Source organism: Rhodospirillales bacterium, from assembly GCA_016710335.1.
In the GTDB taxonomy this organism is placed as follows: Bacteria; Pseudomonadota; Alphaproteobacteria; order Rhodospirillales; family Defluviicoccaceae; genus JADJXQ01.
The window spans coordinates 109,723-128,770 of the sequence record JADJXQ010000025.1 but is presented as its reverse complement, the minus strand read 5'-3'; the positions used below and the strand labels follow the sequence as shown (position 1 = coordinate 128,770).

Below are 19,048 nucleotides of genomic sequence, written 5' to 3'. Positions count from 1 at the left end.
AGCCGCCGGTCGGCTGATACTGTCGTGCAGGGTGTCGAATTTCAGCCCAAGATCTCCTAGTGACCCGACTCTGAAATGGCGACCAATAATCCTACAGTGCAGGCTCGGCGCGGTTCAAGGCGGCGCGGGCGCGCTGGATCTTTTCGAGGATGGCGGCTCCCTCGGCTTTCCACGTGTAGGGGCGTGGATCGGCGTTGCGTTGGGCGAGATAGGCCTTGATGTCGGCGACCAACTCTTTCACCGAGGTGAAGCTCCGGCACGGATGACGTCTCCGGTAAGGTCGGCGAAGAAGCGCTCGACCAGATTGAGCCACGACGAGGACGTGGGCGTGAAGTGCACGTGAAAGCGCGGGTGCCTGGCCAGCCAGGCCTTCACCTGCGTGCTTGTGGGTGGCGTAGTTGTCGACGATCAGATGGAGATCGAGGTCCTTGGGCGTCTCGCGGTCGATCTGCTTGAGGAACCTGAGCCACTCGACGTGGGTATGGCGCGCCTCGGTGCGCGCGATGAGCTTTCCGACCAGCGCGTCGAGCGCGGCGAACAGCGTGATCACGCCATGGCGCCTGTAGTCGTGGGTCATGGTGGCCGGACGCTTGGGCGCGAGCGGCAGCCCGAGTTGCGTGCGCTCAGGGCTTGGCACTGGCTCTTCTCGTCGCAGCGCAGCACGAGCGCCTTCTCCGGCGGGTTGAGGTAGAGCCCGATCCGTCCCAGAACTTCTCCTCGAAGCTCAGGTCGTTGGAGAGCTTGAAGGTCCTGGTCACGTGAGGCTTCAAGGCGTTCTTCGACCAGACCCGCTGGGCCGTGGAGGGCGAGACGCCCGCGTGGCGGCTCATGGAGCGCACGCTCCAGCGCTTGCGCGGCGCAGGCGGCCGGGTGGCCTCGGTCAGGACGCGCTCGATCTTCTCGGGCGGGATCGACGGCTTGCGACCGCGCCCCGGCTCGTCCTCGAGGCCCGAAAGCCCCTTGGTCTCGAAACGCTTCGTCCATGTCGATACGCGCTTGGGCGTCGTGCCCAGCCGCGCGGCGACCTCCACAACGCCAAGGCCTTCGAGCCTGAGGAGAACGATCGACGCGCGCTCCTTCGCCCGTGCCTCAATGCTTGTCGCCCGCGATCTGCGTTCGAGCTCCCCAACCACCTCCGGCTCCGCCGTGATCCGCTTGATCGGACGCGCCATTCGACTGATCCTCCCCGCATCGTGCATCGCGCAAGGATATTAGTCGACACTTTAGAAACAGTACACTAGTTGCTTCTCGAGCTCAGAAAGACGCGCTTGAGTGTCTTCCGTCGATTCCCCAGTCGCTATTGTAGTCTGCAAGTCACGTTGCACGTCGGCAATGATTCCTTGTACCTGAGAGACAAGTTGATATCCGGCAATAACTAGAGCACCAATCGCAACCAAAAGCACTGCTAACGCGCCGATTCCATAATTCCGAAATGTTTCGCTCGCTTTTTTAGACGCCTCCTCCGACTCTTGCGCAGCCAGCTTGGCTTCTTCTGCATCGGCCCTTGCCTTTGTCGCGTCATCTTTGGACTGGGCTATGGCCTCAGGGATCGAGCTCCGTATAGGCCCCTTGTAGGCTTCCCTCAAATACATGATTGGATCTCGATTTACCTTCTCTTCCGGAAAACATCTATATTTTTTCTTCAGTTCCTCCACCGATTTACCATTTCTAAATTTTGCATCCCAGAAGTTAGGGCTCAATTTGGTGAATTCGAACCACGCAATTGGGTCTCCCGAGCGATATTCGTACTCGTTTGTAGTGAGGTTATGCAGGGGAACGAGGAGCTTGCCAGAGAAACCAGGATCGACGAGAGGCCCAGTACCCAGTAAGAGCCCACGATGTACGTCATTAATTCTTAGATTAAATCGCGCCGCAATATAGTGCGGAAGCCTGAATGTTTCTTTTGTCGTAATAAATCCTATAGAATTTGGTTCTAGGCAGAATTTACTTTTCCCCGCTTCCGTCAGATCCTGATCGTGCTCTCGTCCAGAACTATCCCAGTAGATAAACCGATCTCCAATTGAAACTTTATAAGAAGCGGCCTTCAAGTTTCTTGGGTCGAAAGGATGTATCAAGCCGACCAAACAGACATAACGTAGAACGTCGGAAGAATTAAGCAATGCAGGCGGAATATCTGGTAGCGGATCGTTATCTATTGTATTTCTGTATCGCTTTTCGGCAATCTTCTCGGTCTCAGCATATTCAGGCGTAGTGGAAGTCATTCTACGCGCTTATGGGAGTTGCATGCCGGTCCGAATCGGCCACGGGCAACGAGCGACGCAGAGATAGAGTATCTGCACCAGTGCCTATGAAGTCTACAGCTCGACCGATCTGGCGTTCCACGTCATGAAGAAGCGGTAAGGCTCGGCTAGTCAACAAATGATGCCTGCACCGCACGTCTACATAATCCAAATGATTAAAGCAGATCAACGATGGCGCGTTAGTTCTAATAGCACGCTTCACGATTTCTGCGTCAAAACGAGCAACGCGACGGATCTGCGCGGTTACTGATGTCTTTTCCACAATCGGGGTTGAACTGCCGCTTTCGCGGGTGACCGTGTCCCAGTCGATCTCTTGTGGCATCGGCCCCGCTTCAGCGCCAGCGACCCTGATCGGGAAGGCTCGAATAACGAGCACAACTTCATCAACGTCGAGCGGGCTCAGGCCCGCCTCGGAGACGAACGCAGCCGCAGTGGTGTCGCGACTGGTGACGTGTGGAAAGAACGGGGAATGCAGCGGTGAAAGTCCGAAGCCTTGGGTGCCTTCAATGATCACACGTTCGCCACTGGTCAAGCGTTGCCTCAGGAATGGCTGGGTCGGTTGAACGAAGGGCTGAAGGCGCGGCTCCGAGGAAGCAAACGGCACATTTGGCGCGCGAAGAACCCGATCTGCGACCGCGGCACCTGTGCCGCTGCAAGTCGAAGAGATCGGCCTGGCGCCCTCACGTTGTCGTTCCGCCTCCTTGTGGGCCTCGGAGATGATGACGGCGTTCGGATCGATCAGGAGGCGCGCCGGGGTTAGGCACGTACCCGAAATTTCCCGGAGGAGAACATCGACGTCGAGATACGATCCGGGACCAATTACGCAGATCGTGTCGGGAAGCACCGCCGCGGTCGGCAAGTGTCGAAAAATCCGGGTCCTGCCCTGATCATCGACGACGGTGTGACCAGAGTTGGAACCGCCGATGCGAACCGCGACCGATGCCCGGTCGCGGCGCGCGAGTTCACAGGCAACCTTGCCTTTTCCTTCGGATCCGAACTGCCCGCCGACGACCACTGTTACAGGCACGCTGGTTCCACCTTCGTCACATCGAGGCGCTGTGTTGTAACGCGGTCCACACCGTCGAGAAAGTCACCGAGTGCTCGCTCGTTGGGGATAACTGTTTCAGCATGGTATGCAAGTGCACGGGCTTCGGCTTCAGCCGGATGGCATGAGGCTCGTTCGAATTCCTCTTCCGAATTTCCGAGTGGGACGAAACGTTGACGCCGAATCTCCATTGATGCTTCGACGTGGAGATGGACGAAAGCGGGACCAAAGCGCTCTCTAAGGAACGCCCGATCCATACGCCAGCGCAACCCGTCGATCACCAAGTCGCGACCGCCTGGAAGCTGCTTGACCAGCTGCTTGCACAGCCACCGCTGGCCCGGCTCTCGGTTGACGCGCTCCCCGAGACCTTGCAGATTTTCACGGGACACAGCGACACCGCCTTGATTCAGCATGCTTTCCAGGATCTGACTGAAACGGCCATAGGCAAAGCCGGCCCGCTGGAGGTGACGCGCGGCAGAGGTCTTGCCCGCACAGATCTCGCCGCTGATGCCGATGACCCTCCGGCTGGTCCAGCGTTCGGGCAAGCACCGAAGGTCGGGAACGATCAGGTAGTCTTCATCCTCGTTGCCCAGCGGTTCGAAGCGCCCCGACCAGAAAAAGAAGCCGACGAGAGCAGCGGTGATGGCGTCCAGTTCGTCATGGTTCACCTTCGACGTCACAAACGCCCCACGGACGCCGAAGTCGGCGAGACCCCCCTTCAGATACTCCAAGCCCGCCCGCTTGCGCGGAATGCCCATGATGTCTTGAGCGGCGCCCGGATAGCTCTCGATAACCGGAATGCCGCGCTCGCGCAGGTGATGTGCCAGGCGCATGCCACGCTGAGTCAAACCCTGCATGCTGGGGATCAGGCACGGATAGACGTTGATGCCGCGGCGCTTCAATTCGCGCTCGCAGTCGCGCATGATTCCGCCCGACTGCCTTGACGGATCATCGTCGCTGACCCGGGTTCGCCCTCGAGGAATGGACAGGGGCGAATCGATCGAAACGACGTCAGGATGCGCGTCAACCGACGCTTCGATGATCTCATCGTCCGTCGACAACAGGCAGGTCTCAGCCTCGGCGCCGCGCATGAGGCACCATCCGGTAGGACGGCGTTCGGATCCCGTGAGATCGATTCCAACGACGCGAAGTGGCGTTGCCGAATCCGTCGGGGCAATTTCCGCCATCGTGACCGCGGGACCCGAGCCTCCCCGAAACGAAGGAACAGCGATCACGTTCTTCCGAAACGAGCCGGAATGCTTGCTCCAGGTAAACCTCGTTGTCTGCTTCTCGAACGTTGGCCGGTGGAAGATCGCGCCCTGACCATTGAACCCCGCCATCTTCTCCAGAACCGAATCGAGGATGAACCTCATCCCTTCCACGTCTGCGTGGTTGTAGCGAATCAGTGTCTTCGCTGCGTCATGGTCCCCCAACTTGTAGCGATGCCAAAGAAGGGGAGCGGCCGCGCCATTGATGTCACGAGCCGCGCCATGCCTTCGCCAACCGAGCTTCTCCTCGACGACTTTTTGACCCCCCGATAAACCGGCACGCGGCGCAAGAAATCGAAGGTCCACATGAGCCTTAGGCAGTTGAATATTAGAATAAGTCTTTATCAGAAACCGATAATCAAAAATGGTACCATTGAACGTAACAACACATTTTGCCTCCCGCAATCTATCAAGAAGCGCGCTCTCGTCATCGAAGGCAAAATGACAAGAGTAAGATCCATCTAGGCTGATCCCTACGATCGTCACGTCATCGTAGTAATGGCTCAGACCGGTCGTTTCGATGTCCAGGAATGCCGTCTTCTTCGGAAATGAGACGGCTATCCGGTAATGTTCTGATTTCGGCAATCGTTCGGCGAAGTAGTCCGCATCTCCGTCATATAGAGCTTCATTCGAAGCGTCCAACGCCCTCAGCGTCCTGTCACGCGCATCGCCTGCGGTGTCGAAGGGTAGCCTCGGAGAGTCCTCATATTTTTTACGAAGATCAGCCCACGTCCACACCCCCGCCTTCCACAGGGCTCGTTCCTTGACGTGCCCAATACCTGGGAGGTGAATGAATGTGTGAACCAACATCTAGTGCCACACCCGCCTCTAGTTGCTCCTGATCATTTGACCCCGAATGGCCGCGGGCGGCAAGAGAAGACCTAAAGCGCCGCACATCACCGCGCTGATGCTCCCCTACCGGTACGGGTCCGGGGTGTTGAGGTAGTCCCGGACGTACGCCGCGACGCCGGCTTCGAGCGGCGTGAAAGGGTGGGGGTAGCCGGCGGCGCGGAGCCTGGTCAGGGAGGCCTGGGTGAAGTACTGATACCGGTCGCGGATCGCCTCCGGCATCGGCACGTAGTCGATGGCAGGCTCCCGGCCCAGCGTCCGATAGACGGCGGCGGCGAGGTCGGCGAAGCTGCGGGCCTGGCCGGTTCCGACGTTGAACAGGCCGGAGACGCCGGGGTTCTCCAGCAGCCACAGCACCACATCGGCGCAGTCGCCGACCCAGACGAAGTCGCGAAGCTGACCGCCGTCGGGGTAGTCCGGCCGGTGCGACCGAAACAACTTCGCCGGCCGGCCGGCGGCGGCGTCCGGGAAGACGTGGGAGACGACGCTCGCCTGAGGACCTTTGTGGGTTTCGTTGGGGCCGTAGACGTTGAAGAACTTGAGCCCCGCCCACTGCGGCGGCTGCGGATCACCGTCCGCCACCCGGCGGGCAACCCAGCGATCGAACAGATGCTTGCTCCAGCCGTAGAGATTGAGGGGCCGAAATTGCGCCAGCGCGTCCGGCGTCGCGACGTCTTCGAACCCCAGCGCCCCGTCCCCGTAGGTCGCGGCCGACGAGGCGTAGATGAAGGGGATTCGATGCTCCGTGCACCACCTCCACAACGCCACTGACAGGCGGACGTTGATCTCGACGGTGCGGTCGGCGTCCGTCTCCGTGGTCGACGACACCGCCCCCATGTGCACCACCGCAGTCACTCCGACGCCGGCCGCATCGAGCGCGGGGAACAACGCGTCCGGGTGGATGACGTCGACCAACTCACGCTTGGAAATGTTGCGCCACTTGTCTCCGCTCCGCAGCCGGTCGCAGACGGCAAGCGGTTCCGTCCGACGCTGTTCCAGCGCCGCGACGATGTTGGACCCAATGAAGCCGGCCCCGCCGGTCACCACGAACATGCGGGACGTTATAGAATGCGCTGTTCACCCTCGCAACCAGGCGCGATAAGGCCTCCGGGTTGCCCGGATGTCGATCCGCGACCATATTCTGCTCATCGCGCGGTTCGGCGGAGAGGATGATAGACTATGCAGACCAGCAACCGATTGTTCGACGATTTGGCCAAGGTGGCGAGCGGCGCCGCCTCGACCCTGGCCGGGGTCAAGCAGGAACTCGACGCCCTTGTGCGCCAACGTGTCGAGCGATTCCTCGCCGACCTTGACCTGATCAACCGCGAAGAGTTCGAGGTGGTCAAGGCTACCGCCGCCAACGCCCGCGCCGCGCAGGAAGCCCTCGAGACGAGGGTCGCCGAGCTGGAAGCCAGGCTGGCCGCTGCCGGCTCGTCCAACTCCCTGGAATCGAACGTGGATTCTGCCGACAAAGCGATTTGACGGTTTTGTCTCCCGTTGATGGGAGGCGGTACTGCGAGACCCGGATGCGGCGCAATCACCGAATACCTCCTCTCGGATGACGCTCTCCTTGCGCCCCCTCACGTGTTTTGCCACGCTGTACCGCGCACCGCTTATCGGATCACGGGCGCAGGCGGCGATCGAATCAATTGCGGTGGGGTGCTGCAGGGGAGGGCGACGATGGCTTGGCCGCAAAATCACTGGACAACGCAAGGTAAGGACTGAGGCATGACCGCCGCAGCGACCGAGGTCGGCGAAGAAACCTCTCCCCTTGATGTCATCGAACAGATCGTCGCCGCCAAGGACTGGGCATTCGATCGTCCGAATGACGACGAAATGGCGGTGCAACTTCCCGGACAGTGGTCCGATCTCAATTTCTACGCGGCATGGGATCCGCATCTCAGCGCCATGCAGTTCACCGTAAGCCTGCAAATGCGGGTGCCGCATGCCAAGCGGGCGGCGGTGTTCGAACTGTTGGCGCTGGCCAACGAGAAGGTCTGGATGGGCCATTTCGCGGTGTGGCGGGAGGACGGATTGCTCGTCTACCGGCACGCCCTGCCGCTGCGCGGCAGCAACGGCCCCAGCCACGCGCAGATCGAAGACTTGATCGAGACCGCCATCCGAGAGTGCGAACGCTTCTATCCAGCGTTCCAATACGTGATCTGGGCGGGACACGCGGCGGAGGACGCCATGGCGGGCGCCATGATCGAAACCGTCGGCGAAGCCTGAGCGGCGGTTCCGGTGGCTGCGTCGCTCATTCTCGTCGGCTGCGGCCGGATGGGCAACGCGCTGTTGTCGGGGTGGCTGGATCGTGGCCTCGACCCGGACCAGATCGCCGTCGTCGAGCCTGAGCCTGATAACCGCGCAATGCTTTCCCGACGCCCGGGACTAGCGGTTGCCGCTGGCCCGGAGGGCCTGTCCGCGGATCTCCAACCTGAAGTCGTCGTGTTCGCGGTCAAGCCGCAGATGATGGACGCGGTGGCGCCGGCGTACGCGCGGTTCACGGCCGCTGATGCCGTGTTCCTGTCGATCGCCGCGGGGCGCAACGCCGCGTCGCTGGCGGCGGCGCTCGGCAACGGCGCCGCCATCGTTCGCGCCATGCCCAATACGCCGGCGGCCATCCGCCGCGGGATCACCGCAGCATATCGCAACGCCGGCGTGAACGAGCGCCAGCGCCAGCGGTGCCATGATCTGCTTGCCGCCGTCGGGGACGTGGTGTGGATCGAGGACGAGCGCCTGATGGATGCCGTCACCGCCGTTTCCGGCAGCGGTCCGGCCTACGTTTTTCTGCTCGTCGAGGCGCTTGCTGATGCCGGTATCGCCGCTGGTCTGTCGCCCGAGTTGGCTGGAAGGCTCGCGCGCGCCACGGTCTCGGGCGCCGCCGGGCTGCTCGACGCCTCCGATGCCGCGCCCGAAACGCTTCGCCGCAATGTCACCAGCCCCGGCGGAACGACGGCGGCGGCGCTGGAGGTGTTGATGGCGTCGGGCGGCCTTCGGACGCTGATGACTGCGGCGGTGCGGGCCGCGGCCGATCGCTCGCGTCAACTGCAGAGATGAGTCTTCAGGGGGCGACAGCGTCATTCCACGTTCACCGACGTTCGCTCCAGTCGGTTGTCTTCGCCCGCCGTCACGACTAGATGGTAGTGAGGAATGGATATCGGGGTACGGGATCGACGACCATGGCGCAGAACACGAACGTCGCAGAACAGCTTGTCGCCGCGGCGATGGACCTCGCCGCAAAGAAGGGGTGGCGGTCATTGAGCCTGGCGGAGATCGCCGAAGCAGCCGGAGTGCCGCTCGTCGACGCCTACAGCGCATGCCCGACCAGGATGGCGATTCTGAAAGAGGCTTTCGCCGAAACCGATCGCAAGGTATTGGACGGACCGCGTCCCGATCGGGAAGAGCCGGCCCGCGACCGGCTGTTCGAAGTCATGATGCGTCGCTTCGACGCGATGGCGCCACGCAAGCAGGGCGTGGCCGCCATCCTTCGCGACCTGCCCGGCGACCCGGGCGTGCTCATGTGCTCCCTGCCGCACCTCGCCAAGTCAATGGCGTGGATGCTGGAGGCGGCGGGGTTGTCTGCGTCCGGTCCGGCGGGAACGCTGCGCATAAAAGCACTGTCGGCCGTCTATCTGGCGACGCTCCGCGACTGGCTCAACGACGACAGCCCGGACTTGGCAAGGACGATGGCGGGGTTGGACCGCAGGCTCCGCCGCGTCGAGAGCGTCATGCCGGGCTGGCGCATCAGCATGGCGGGCCTTTGCGGGGCACGTCCGTCGCGTCGGCCGACGGATGAGTCGCCGCCTGAGTCGGTGGTTCCGATCGAAACTTGATCGGTTTCGCGCCGGACGCCCCCGCCACGGGGGCGTGATGCTCACCAGCGATTGCTGCACAAGCGAAGATGACGTTTGCCGAACCTACGGTTCGAGTCCTTTGCGCAGCATTATTTCGGTCAAGTTACTGTTTATATAATCTTTTTTTTCCGCGGCGGCGTATTGTGCACTGCAACATAACTGTTGACGCGGAAGGCGAAATCGGGGATACTGACGTCACAGCTAATCCAAGCTGTCATAGCTTTCGATAAAAGGAACGTGTAATGGCGCAACTCCCTGAGTTCATGGACGTCACGAGGGTCATGAAAGACTTCGACCCCGCGAAGTTCGCCGATCAGTTTTCTAACATGCTGAAGCAGTACAAGCTGCCGGGCGTCGATATCGATGCGCTGGTCGCCAGCTCCAGAAAGAACGTCGAAGCCGTGACCCACGCCAACCGTGTCGCGTTCGAAGGCATGCAGGCATTCGCCCGTCGTCAGGCGGAAATGCTGCAGGAAACGATGAACGAGACGACCAAGGCGTTCGAATCGATCTCCAAGGCCGGCTCTCCGCCGGAAGCCGCGGCGAAGCAGATCGAGATGACGAAGAGCGCGTTCGAGAGGGCCGTCAACAACGCTCGTGAAATGTCCGAGATGGTGTCCAAGGCCAATCAGGACGCGACCAACAGCATCAATGCTCGCATCTCGGAACAACTCGACGAAATCCGCGACCTGGCTTTGAAGGCTCAGCAAGCCAAGAAGTAGCCATGGCGAACATCACTGGGCGAGGCGGCTGCCGCATCGGGTGGCCGCTTTGCCTTGTCGATGCGAGCGCGATCGACACCGTGGGCGCCAGGATCGCGGTCCACTCTTGCATCGCACTCCACATCTGCAGAGAGCGCCGATGAGCGTCCTCGCCTTCGACGACTTTTTGAAGGTCGACATCCGTGTCGGCACGATCGTCAGGGCCGAACCGTATCCCGAGGCACGCAAACCCTCCATAAAGCTGTGGATCGACTTCGGTCCGGACATCGGCGAAAAAAAGAGCTCGGCGCAAATCACTCGGCATTATGCGCCGGCGGACCTCGTGGGGCATCAGGTGGCGGCGGTGGTCAACTTTGCGCCCCGCCAGATCGGCAAGTTCCTGTCCGAGGTGCTGGTGCTTGGCTTCCCCGACGACGACGGTGAAGTCGTTCTGATCGCGCCCGACCGGTCGGTTCCTGACGGCGGCCGTCTCTACTGAACCCCACTGCCTTCCCAGGCAGGATCTTTGCGCGCGATTGGATCGCCACCCCGGCTACGCCTGCTCGCCATGACGACCGGGATGATGGCTGTTTGAGCCGTCCGGCTCAGAGCGGAAGGCGCACGCGAACGCGGAGGCCGCCCAGTGCCGACTCTCCGAGGAGGATGTCGCCGCCGTGGCTGCGCACTACGTCGCGGGCGATGGTCAGCCCGAGGCCGACACCGCCCGTGCCCGGATTGCGCGATTCTTCCAGGCGGAAGAACGGCTTGAACACCGCCTCGCGGCGGTCTTCGGGGATGCCCGGTCCGTCGTCCTCGATGATCAATTCGATGCCGGTCGTTTTCCGCTCAGCGCAGATGCGCACCTGGCGCGCATAGCGGGCCGCGTTGTCAACGATGTTGGTCAATGCCCGGTGCAGCGCCATGCGACGGACCGGCACCGTGAGGTCGCCGTCGGTGTGCACTTCGATGCTGGCGCCCTTCCGCCGCGCCGCCCGCACCACCTGATCGAGAATGAGGGTGAGGTCGTTTGGCTCGGGCTTCTCGCTGCCCTCGCCGCGGGCGAACGCCAGGTACCCGTCGAGCATCCGCTCCATCTCCACCAGATCTTCCTTGAGTGCGCCGACGCTGTCGTCCCGGCCCATCATCTCGAGCTGCAGCTTCATTCGGGTCAGCGGCGTCCGCAGGTCATGGGAGACGCCGGCCAGCATCGCCGTACGCTGGCCGATCTGGCGCAGGATGCGCTGGCGCATCGCGATGAAGGCGAGCGCCGCCTGACGCACTTCCTGGGCGCCTTCGGGCTTGAACCGCGGCGCATCGCGCCCCTTGCCGAAATCATCGGCGGCCTGCGCGAGGCGCAACACCGGCTTGACCTGGTTGCGCATGAACAGGGTGGCGACGGCGAATACGATCAGCGAAGTCCCCACCATCCACATAACGAAGACGGACGTCGTCGCGCTGAAGAGGCGTTTGCGGGTGGTCACCAGCCGCAGCACCCCCTCGTCAAGCTGCACCTCGACGACGACGTGGCGGTCGACGCTGTAGGCATCGATGCGGAACGGCCGCGCCACCTGCTCGCGAAGCGCTTCGGCAAGGCTGCTCTCGTCGGACGGAGCGGCGTCTTCAGACTGCTCGGCGAGCGCCTCACCAGGGTGCAGGCTTGCCTCGATGCCCATGTTCTGCGCCGCTCTCGCCAACATCCAGCGCCGGGTCTCCGACGCGGGGAAGTCGTCGAAAGTCGCAACCAGCACCGCAACGTCGCCGGCCAGATCGCGGGCCAGACGGCGGCTGACGGCTTCCCAATGGTTCTCGTAAAAGATGACGGCGGACACGATCTGCAACACGACGAGCGGCATCACGATGATGAGCAGGGCCCGCCCCAACAGGCTGTGCGGCATGAAGTCCTTGATCATCGTGTGCTTCGCTATAACACCCCGCGGACCCGCCGGACCGGGTTGTCCGACCATTCAGTCCGGTTTCAATACATAGCCCTTGCCGCGCACTGTCTGAAGATAGCGCGGATCGCGCGGATCGCGCTCGATCTTGCGCCTGAGGCGCGTAACCTGCACGTCGACGGCGCGGTCACCGCCCGCGGCGCCGCTCATCTCGATCAGCTCTTCGCGGGTGAATGTCACTCCCGGCGCCGCCGCCAAGGTCTGCAGCAGCCCCGCCTCGACCGCGGTCAGTTTTACATACCGCCCGGCGCAGCTCAATTCGCCTCGCGTCAGGTCGAACTCCAAATCACCCATGCGAACATGCTTCGGGATTTGAGGCTGCGGCGCCCGCCGCAGAATGCTCTGGACCCGAAGCAGCAACTCGCGCGGCTCGAACGGCTTGACCAGATAATCGTCGACGCCGCGCTCGAGGCCGGCGATGCGGTCTTCCGTCTCGCCCATGGCGGTCAGCATCAGAATTGGGACCGCGCTTCGACCTCGTAAGTCCTGCGCGAATTCGAGGCCGCTTTCGCCCGGCATCATGACGTCGAGTATGATCAAATCGAACGCCAGGCTCGCCAGCTTGCTGCGTGCGTCGGCCGCGTCGCCGGCGACGGTCACCGCGAAGCCGCTTTCCCCCAGATAGCGGGCCAGCAAACGGCTCAACCGGACATCGTCATCGACCACCAGAATGTGGGCGGGGTCGATGTGGTGGCCGTGCGTCGTCATTTCCTCACTGCGCCTTCGCCAACGCCGGATGCGAGGGTCGCTGCCGTTCCGCAGTCGGCCGCATGCGGAAATTGCACCCGATCGTCCGGGTTGCTGATCGCCCGCAGGACCGTGGTGAAGCCGGAGACCGCCGCGGCGCCGCTTGCCTGGAAGGCCGCAGCGATGCGCTCCGCCTGACGCTCCGTCAGCTTCCGCTCAAGCGCCTCCGCTTCCACCGTCAGATACAAGTGCCGGCGGCGGCGGTCGGTGCGGTCCGGCCGCTGCACCACGAAGCCCTCTCGCATCAATTGCCGGAGAACCGGCGCCAGGCTCTGCTTGGTGATTTTGAGTATCGTCAGCAAGGCGCTGACGGTGATCCCCGGCTCCCGGCCGACGAAGTAGATGACGCGGTGGTGCGCCCGGCCGAAGCCGTATCGCAGCAGCATGGCATCGGCATCCCCGGTGAAGTCCCGATACGCAAAAAACAGAAGCTCGACCGCCGTCCGCAGCGCCGGCTCGCCCAGATCGAGGGGCGGATCATCGGTGCTTTGGTCCATGGTTTGCCCTGCGGCCCTGCGTCCGATTGTGCAACGCCACTGCGCGCGACAGAATACGTCAGGATCGTTGACATATATGACCGCCGATGTTACGAAACGCAAGCACGTCTTGAAATTCTGACATATTCATTCGCGTTTTCTCCGAGCGGAAGGGACGCGTGGCTAGCGCAGGAAAGATGAAGTCATGGGTGCGACACAACCATTCGACGATCGAGACGGCCTGATCTGGTATGACGGTGAACTCAGGCCGTGGCGGGAGGCCAATCTGCACGTGTTGTCGCACGGATTGCACTATGCTTCCGCGGTGTTCGAGGGCGAACGCGCCTACGGCGGTACCATCTTCAAGCTGACCGAGCATTCGGAGCGACTGGCATTGTCGGCCCAGGCGCTCGGTTTTGCTTTGCCGTGCTCGGTGGAGGACGTGGACCGGGCGTGTGCCGAAGTCATCGAAGCCAACAACATCGTCGACGGGTACGTGCGCCCCATCGCCTGGCGCGGCAGCGAGATGATGGGCGTCTCGGCGCAGACCACACGCATTCACCTGGCGATCGCCGCTTGGCCGTGGCCTTCATATTTTTCACCGGAGGCGCGCATGGCCGGCATTCGGCTCAAAACCGCGTCGTGGCGGCGGCCGGCCCCGGATACGGCGCCGGTGCACGCCAAGGCTGCGGGCCTGTACATGATCTGCACCATGTCCAAGCACGGCGTGGAGGCCGAGGGGTATGATGACGCTTTGATGCTGGACTGGCGCGGCCTGATCGCGGAATCGACCGGCGCCAACATCTTCATGGTTATGGGAGACGGCCGCGTCCACACGCCGACCCCCGACTGCTTCCTCAACGGCATCACTCGCCGTACGGTGATCGATCTTGCGCGGGCGCGGGGAATAGAGGTCGTGGAACGGCAGATTCGACCCGAGGAACTGAGCGAGACCAGTGAAGTGTTCATCACCGGCACCGCCGCCGAGGTGACGCCGGTGCGATCGATTGATGATCACGGTTTCAGCCCCGGCGATATTACTCGCGCATTGATCGAGGACTACGCACGGGTGACCGGCCAGAAGAATGGCCAGAGTATCGCCGCCGGAGCGGTCGCCGCCGCCTGATCCGCCGTCACGACGGATAGAAGTCCACGCGATGTCGCAGGACTAAGCGCGGCAGAGGGTCACGCGAAGACCGCCAAAATAACGACCTCCACCGTCAGCATGAGCGCGGTGGTGAGGAACACGGATACCAGCGTTTTCGTTTCGACGTGCATGAACGACTCCGTTTTTCTGCGCCCGTACTCCTACAGGCTGGATAAACCCGTCGTCCCTTTCACGATCTCCCCGTTGTGTTGTTGTAGCCGGTAGCAGGCGGAGCACCGCTACGCGCTAGCTGCGACCAGCGTGTCTTTGATCGCGTTTGCGGGATACAACGAAAACGCGCGCAAAAGCAAGAAGTTTATCAACTTTCTGTATATGATTCTTAGCGCTTCTTTATATGGTAGCGTCGGATTTCAACCTCCCGCATGAGGTGCAACAGGGGGCTTGTCTGCCAGGGCGCGTCGGATCTTGCGGGTGCAGTAGAACATCAGCACAACGGCCACGGTGAATGGGAAGACAGCGGGACCGATGCCGGCGTCGGCGAGGGCGCTGGCCTTGGCGACGACCACCACCACCGCGACCACGAACACGTCGAGCATCGACCATTTGCCGATGGCTTCGAACACGGCCGGAAGCCGGCTCGAGGTCAGCGACCCGGCCCGGAGCCGCTGCCACAGCAGCAGAAGCACGCCGATCTTCACCATCGGCATGACGATAGAGAACGCGGTGAGGATGACGGCGATGAGGATGTCGCCCGTTTCCACCAGGATGCGGACGCCGTCGACGATCGAATATGAGCCATGAAAAATCCACAAGTTGCTAACCTCCATGATCGGCATCAGCAAGCCGGCCACGAGACAGACGAGGGCGACCGCCAGCGTCACCGCGACATGAAGGCCGGGACCGGGGCGTAGCGGCACTCCGCCGGCGTCAATCTGCCGTTCTCCCTGCCGCACTGGATCGAACCCTCCGACCTGCGTTTACCCTCGACAAACTCAGGGTGAGGTTCTGTACTCGGTTGACGTTCCGGTTTGAAGAACAACACGATAAAACTCCGCCGCCGCGATCAGTGTCAGGGGAGCCGACTGAGCCAAATCGTCACCCGGTCGATCACGTCGCCCATGACAAGCAGGTCCCAATGCCCGAGTTCGCCGATGATCTCGGTACGGGCGTGTGAGACGAGTCCGCCGACGGTCTCGGCGTAGGCTTCCGGCAGGAAGCACTCGTCGCGGGCGCCGACCAGCACCAAAACCGACTGGTCGCCGCGCATGCCCGCGAGCCCGGCCTTCCAGGAACCGGGATCGAACGCCATCATTGTTGCGTAGGGCCATGACAGCGTTTCGCGCCCGTCGCGCGCCGCCAGCGGCTGGTTAAACTCCAGCACGGGGACTTGGTTCAGCCACGGGATGCCGCGTTCGTTCAGCGCGCTGAGGGCGGCGATGCGCTTGGGAAAAGGACGGATCCAGCCGCCGAGGCCCGGTCGCGTGGTCGGCGCCCGCGCACCGAGGAACGGCGCCAACAGCAGGTAGGCGGCAACGTCGCTGGCAATGTCGCTGGCGGCGACACGGACGACGAGACCGCCACCCGCCGAATGGCCTCCGAGTATGATGGCGGACGGGCGCTGGCGCTCCCGGACACGGGCGACCAGATCGCCGATGTCGTCCCGCATCTGCTGCGCGTAGGAGACGGCGGGGCCGGGGCATGAAAGCCCGTGGCCGCGCATGTCCGGCGCGTAAACCTGGGCCAGTCCGCGCGCGGCGATGGCCCGTGCCAGGACGTGCAGGTGCCCCCCATGGCCGGCCGAGCCGTGCACCAGAACCAGGGCGCGATCGCTGTCCGCCGGCCAGTGGCGGTACGCGAGCGACGCTCCATCCCGCGTCGCGAACGTCGAGGCTCGCGGCATCCCGCTCCAGTCGGCGGCGAGAAAGCGCCGGAAGCTCGCCTCGTCGACGCGGCTTTCAACGGCTTGCGTCTCGTCGCTGCCGACGTCCCGCAACAGGGCGAGCAACTCGCTGTCTTGCGTCACGCTCCGACCCCGGCATCCGAAGTAGCCAGCGCCCGCGTCGTCATCAGAACGCCCACGAAAGCTGCAGCGTGAAGATGTCTACGGCGTTCTCGCTCTCGCCGGAAAGGTTGCCACGGAAGGTGTTGCCGGGATCGCCGGCGGCGAGATCGATAGAGCCGTCGTCCACGAACAGGTGGGTGTAGCCGATGCCGACCTGCAGGCTGTCGAGCGGCTGAAACGAGGCGCCGACGGAGAGCCAGGTGCGGCTGCTGGCCGGGATCCGCGGTGTCCGCCGGTCATCAGGGATCGGCGTCTGGTCATAGGCCAAGCCGGCGCGCAGAGCCCATCGGTTATCAGGCCTGAACGTGACCCCGGCGGCGAAGAACCAGCTGTCGTCCCAGTCCTGCTCGGTAAAGTTGTCCGGTTGCGCTGGATTGTCGAAGCGGATCCGCAACTCCTCGAACCGGCTCCACCGCGTCCACGCCGCTTCCGCCATCACCGACCAGCGGGCGTCGATGTCCTGATGCACGCCGAAGGATACCATCTCCGGTGTCGTCACGCTGGCTTTCGCGCCGGTGTCCACAAAAAGGCCGGTCGCGCCCGAGAGCGCGGCCCCGACGCCGGCGCTGTCGAAGCGGAAATCGGCGTCGCCTTCCAGCTCATGATCGATCTTCGAGCGGAACGCCGCGCCGAAGCGCGTGCCCTCCCACGGCTCGACCAGCACCCCGAGATTGAAGCCGACCGCGACGTCGTCGCCGTTGACCTCGGCAGATCCGTCCTGCGCCGCAGGGACGGCGCCCGGGATGCCGCTCAATGCCCCGATGGTACCGAAATCGACGGCGTTGCTGAGCTTGGCGTCGATGTACTGGATCTGCATCCCGGCGCCGAGGGCGATCATGTCGCTGACCTGGTATGACACCATCGGCGTCGCGGTTACGGTCCGGAGCCGCGAGCGGAGCGCATGATAGCGCCCGCGCCAGCCGTCGTCATAGTCGGTCTCCAGCCCGAACGGCACGTTGACCGCCAGTCCCAGCCGCAGGCTCGGTTGCACCGCCCACATTGCGAATGTTGCCGGGACTAGAGCATCGACGGCGATGTCATCGCCTCCGTCGCCGCCTCCGGTCGGGGTTCCGGTCACGGTGCTCGACGCGGATCCAGTGAATTCCGAACGCGGCATGATATAACTGCCCACGACCGCCACGGCGCTATCCGGCTGGCGCGCCATCGCCGCCGGGTTGAAATAACTGTACGTGATATCCTCGGCGCCCGCCGTGCTGCCTGCAAAGGCGTTGCCGAGCGCCGTCGCACTTTGTTCGCGTATCGCGAAGCCCGCAGCACATGCTGGCCCCGTCGCCAACGACGCAATCGCGATGATCCCGAAACCGACGACCGCCACACTCATGCCAATATTGCGCTGCAGCACTATACCCTCCAGACTCAGGTCGGCTAGAGAACCGACGGGCGATCGCTTCGTCCCCCAAAACGGGCAGAGTTTGGAGGATGAGCGCAACGGCGACAAGGCGCAAGGCGCCTGTTGGCGCAAGGATTTTTGTTGCCCGCATGCGGACATCGCCACGGCTGCCGCAATGCCCGGCAAACCGTTGCGCGGCTACATCACGTCGATGTCATGGTGCGATCCGTTCCACAGGCTTGCGCCGGATGGTGTTCATATGGATTCGGGTGTCCCGCGAGCGTGTCCTTGCTCAGTGCGCGTGCCGTCTCGCCCGGCGACGGTCTTGTGCCTTAACAAGATGCCGCATCCGCCGCAGATCCGCATCCGACAGCGCCATCGCCGTTTCCACCCACAAATCGACGATGTCGATCAGTTCCGCCCGCGGAACTGGCTGGACGATTTTCTTCGCCTTGAGTAGCGCCTGCTTCGCTCCCCACACCCGGTCATTGCGGGCGACGAAGTCGTAGACCGCATCGACTCCCTCACCATCCTCGGCGACTACGTCAACGATGTCCATGTCATGGAGCTCTTCCGCTGTATAGATGCGGCCGCTCAGGATGATGCGCTCTGCCGCGGTCGCATTGAGACGCCGGGACAAGAAGCTGTAGGCGCCCATACCCGGGAACAAGCCAAACAAGACCTCCGGCAGACCAAACTTGCTGCTGCGCTCGGCAATGATGACATCGTTGGCGAGGGCTGCTTCGAATCCGCCGCCGAGTGCATCCCCCTGAACCAGAGCGATCGTGCACACCGGCAGACCGAACCGCTCCGCGATCCGGTGCTGGCCACCGGCGCAGGCGCGGGCATAGTCCGTCAAGCGCGCGCGATCGCCCGCCTCGATCAAGTCCAGAAACAGGGCGAGATTGCCGCCGAGGTTGAAAATGCCGGGCAGGCGGGAGCGGAGAACCAAATAGCGCAGAGGATGAACGGCCCCCGCGCCGTCGCGACGGAACGCCGCCTCCAGCCCGTCGCCGAACGCGTGCATGTCGGCGAGCAGGCTTTCGGTAAAACTCGGGCGCCCCGTCGGCGCCATCCTCCACCATAACAGCCGCCCTTGACGTTCGTAATCCACGACCAGTTCGGTGAGTGGCTCCGGCGTCGCCAGCCACTCGGGCTGATCGTCTCCTTCATACGGTGTCATTGGAGCGTCGAACAGCGGGTGCGGCATCGCCGCCGTCGCCGCTGCCGGCGATCCGATCGTCCACCGAAGATCGGTGGCGGTGGCAGTTCTCAGGGCGTCCGCCCTCATCTCTGGCCGTACGTGCATGATTTCATTTCCCGTCGCTGTGGTGAGTTGCTGTTCGGTAACGTTGCACCGAGGGTACTTTGGCA

18 protein-coding genes and 1 pseudogene are annotated in these 19,048 nt (G+C 62.9%); 7 read left to right on the top strand and 12 right to left on the bottom strand.

The window, feature by feature from the left end; all coding sequences use genetic code 11:
- Positions 1-91 precede the first annotated feature (91 nt).
- The 5 genes and pseudogenes from IPM60_17600 to rfaD form a co-directional block, all read right to left on the bottom strand.
- Positions 92-1,172: pseudogene (locus tag IPM60_17600) on the bottom strand (IS630 family transposase).
- A gap of 51 nt (positions 1,173-1,223) precedes the next feature.
- Positions 1,224-2,222: a hypothetical protein gene (locus IPM60_17595; protein ID MBK8909610.1), complete on the bottom strand. Its 999-nt coding sequence runs from the start codon at positions 2,220-2,222 to the stop codon at positions 1,224-1,226.
- A 1-nt stretch (position 2,223) separates the two neighbouring features.
- Positions 2,224-3,288 carry an adenylosuccinate synthetase gene (locus IPM60_17590; protein MBK8909609.1) on the bottom strand — a complete coding sequence of 355 codons (1,065 nt, stop codon included), beginning with the start codon at positions 3,286-3,288 and terminating at the stop codon, positions 2,224-2,226.
- Positions 3,279-5,216, bottom strand: a complete 1,938-nt coding sequence (locus IPM60_17585; GenBank protein MBK8909608.1) for a DUF429 domain-containing protein — start codon at positions 5,214-5,216, stop codon at positions 3,279-3,281. Before IPM60_17585 ends, IPM60_17590 begins: the two co-directional genes overlap by 10 nt.
- Positions 5,217-5,489: 273 nt before the next feature.
- Positions 5,490-6,476, bottom strand: a complete 987-nt coding sequence (gene rfaD / locus IPM60_17580) for an ADP-glyceromanno-heptose 6-epimerase (GenBank protein MBK8909607.1) — start codon at positions 6,474-6,476, stop codon at positions 5,490-5,492.
- Between the two features lie 126 nt (positions 6,477-6,602).
- On the opposite strand from rfaD, the gene IPM60_17575 reads away from it, so the two are divergent.
- The 6 genes from IPM60_17575 (at position 6,603) to IPM60_17550 (ending at position 10,477) form a co-directional block, all read left to right on the top strand.
- Positions 6,603-6,905, top strand: a complete 303-nt coding sequence (locus tag IPM60_17575; protein ID MBK8909606.1) for an accessory factor UbiK family protein — start codon at positions 6,603-6,605, stop codon at positions 6,903-6,905.
- Positions 6,906-7,151: 246 nt separating this feature from the next.
- Positions 7,152-7,652, top strand: a complete 501-nt coding sequence (locus tag IPM60_17570) for a YbjN domain-containing protein (GenBank protein ID MBK8909605.1) — start codon at positions 7,152-7,154, stop codon at positions 7,650-7,652.
- A gap of 12 nt (positions 7,653-7,664) precedes the next feature.
- On the top strand, positions 7,665-8,480 hold the full coding sequence (locus IPM60_17565) for a pyrroline-5-carboxylate reductase (protein MBK8909604.1): 816 nt from the start codon (positions 7,665-7,667) through the stop codon (positions 8,478-8,480).
- A 122-nt stretch (positions 8,481-8,602) separates the two neighbouring features.
- Positions 8,603-9,256, top strand: a complete 654-nt coding sequence (locus IPM60_17560) for a TetR family transcriptional regulator (protein MBK8909603.1) — start codon at positions 8,603-8,605, stop codon at positions 9,254-9,256.
- Between the two features lie 302 nt (positions 9,257-9,558).
- Positions 9,559-9,999 (top strand): phasin family protein, encoded by a 441-nt coding sequence (locus IPM60_17555; protein MBK8909602.1) that lies wholly within the window; start codon positions 9,559-9,561, stop codon positions 9,997-9,999.
- A 139-nt stretch (positions 10,000-10,138) separates the two neighbouring features.
- Complete coding sequence (locus tag IPM60_17550) at positions 10,139-10,477, top strand: tRNA-binding protein (GenBank protein ID MBK8909601.1); 339 nt, start codon at positions 10,139-10,141, stop codon at positions 10,475-10,477.
- A 106-nt stretch (positions 10,478-10,583) separates the two neighbouring features.
- Here the strand turns inward: IPM60_17550 and IPM60_17545 are convergent, their stop codons facing one another.
- The 3 genes from IPM60_17545 to IPM60_17535 are packed head-to-tail and all read right to left on the bottom strand — an operon-like array spanning position 10,584 to position 13,174.
- Positions 10,584-11,888, bottom strand: a complete 1,305-nt coding sequence (locus IPM60_17545; protein MBK8909600.1) for a HAMP domain-containing protein — start codon at positions 11,886-11,888, stop codon at positions 10,584-10,586.
- Positions 11,889-11,942: 54 nt separating this feature from the next.
- Positions 11,943-12,638, bottom strand: a complete 696-nt coding sequence (locus IPM60_17540; protein MBK8909599.1) for a response regulator transcription factor — start codon at positions 12,636-12,638, stop codon at positions 11,943-11,945.
- Positions 12,635-13,174: a MarR family transcriptional regulator gene (locus IPM60_17535; GenBank protein ID MBK8909598.1), complete on the bottom strand. Its 540-nt coding sequence runs from the start codon at positions 13,172-13,174 to the stop codon at positions 12,635-12,637. Before IPM60_17535 ends, IPM60_17540 begins: the two co-directional genes overlap by 4 nt.
- Positions 13,175-13,358: 184 nt before the next feature.
- Between IPM60_17535 and IPM60_17530 the strand changes: the two genes are divergently transcribed.
- Complete coding sequence (locus IPM60_17530) at positions 13,359-14,279, top strand: branched-chain amino acid aminotransferase (GenBank protein MBK8909597.1); 921 nt, start codon at positions 13,359-13,361, stop codon at positions 14,277-14,279.
- A 392-nt stretch (positions 14,280-14,671) separates the two neighbouring features.
- Here IPM60_17530 and IPM60_17525 read toward each other — a convergent pair whose 3' ends face one another.
- The 4 genes from IPM60_17525 to IPM60_17510 form a co-directional block, all read right to left on the bottom strand.
- Positions 14,672-15,214: a paraquat-inducible protein A gene (locus IPM60_17525; protein MBK8909596.1), complete on the bottom strand. Its 543-nt coding sequence runs from the start codon at positions 15,212-15,214 to the stop codon at positions 14,672-14,674.
- 116 nt (positions 15,215-15,330) lie between these two features.
- Complete coding sequence (locus IPM60_17520; GenBank protein ID MBK8909595.1) at positions 15,331-16,284, bottom strand: alpha/beta hydrolase; 954 nt, start codon at positions 16,282-16,284, stop codon at positions 15,331-15,333.
- Positions 16,285-16,327: 43 nt separating this feature from the next.
- Positions 16,328-17,686: an outer membrane protein transport protein gene (locus tag IPM60_17515; GenBank protein ID MBK8909594.1), complete on the bottom strand. Its 1,359-nt coding sequence runs from the start codon at positions 17,684-17,686 to the stop codon at positions 16,328-16,330.
- Between the two features lie 280 nt (positions 17,687-17,966).
- Positions 17,967-18,983 (bottom strand): crotonase/enoyl-CoA hydratase family protein, encoded by a 1,017-nt coding sequence (locus IPM60_17510; GenBank protein ID MBK8909593.1) that lies wholly within the window; start codon positions 18,981-18,983, stop codon positions 17,967-17,969.
- Positions 18,984-19,048: the final 65 nt, after the last annotated feature.

Coding starts and splice junctions, on each gene's coding strand:
- IPM60_17595 (MBK8909610.1), bottom strand. CDS start 2,222: ATGACTTCCACTACGCCTGAATATGCTGAGACCGAGAAGATTGCCGAA.
- rfaD (MBK8909607.1), bottom strand. CDS start 6,476: ATGTTCGTGGTGACCGGCGGGGCCGGCTTCATTGGGTCCAACATCGTC.
- IPM60_17575 (MBK8909606.1), top strand. CDS start 6,603: ATGCAGACCAGCAACCGATTGTTCGACGATTTGGCCAAGGTGGCGAGC.
- IPM60_17570 (MBK8909605.1), top strand. CDS start 7,152: ATGACCGCCGCAGCGACCGAGGTCGGCGAAGAAACCTCTCCCCTTGAT.
- IPM60_17560 (MBK8909603.1), top strand. CDS start 8,603: ATGGCGCAGAACACGAACGTCGCAGAACAGCTTGTCGCCGCGGCGATG.
- IPM60_17555 (MBK8909602.1), top strand. CDS start 9,559: ATGAAAGACTTCGACCCCGCGAAGTTCGCCGATCAGTTTTCTAACATG.
- IPM60_17550 (MBK8909601.1), top strand. CDS start 10,139: ATGAGCGTCCTCGCCTTCGACGACTTTTTGAAGGTCGACATCCGTGTC.
- IPM60_17545 (MBK8909600.1), bottom strand. CDS start 11,888: ATGATCAAGGACTTCATGCCGCACAGCCTGTTGGGGCGGGCCCTGCTC.
- IPM60_17540 (MBK8909599.1), bottom strand. CDS start 12,638: ATGACGACGCACGGCCACCACATCGACCCCGCCCACATTCTGGTGGTC.
- IPM60_17535 (MBK8909598.1), bottom strand. CDS start 13,174: ATGGACCAAAGCACCGATGATCCGCCCCTCGATCTGGGCGAGCCGGCG.
- IPM60_17530 (MBK8909597.1), top strand. CDS start 13,359: ATGGGTGCGACACAACCATTCGACGATCGAGACGGCCTGATCTGGTAT.
- IPM60_17510 (MBK8909593.1), bottom strand. CDS start 18,983: ATGCACGTACGGCCAGAGATGAGGGCGGACGCCCTGAGAACTGCCACC.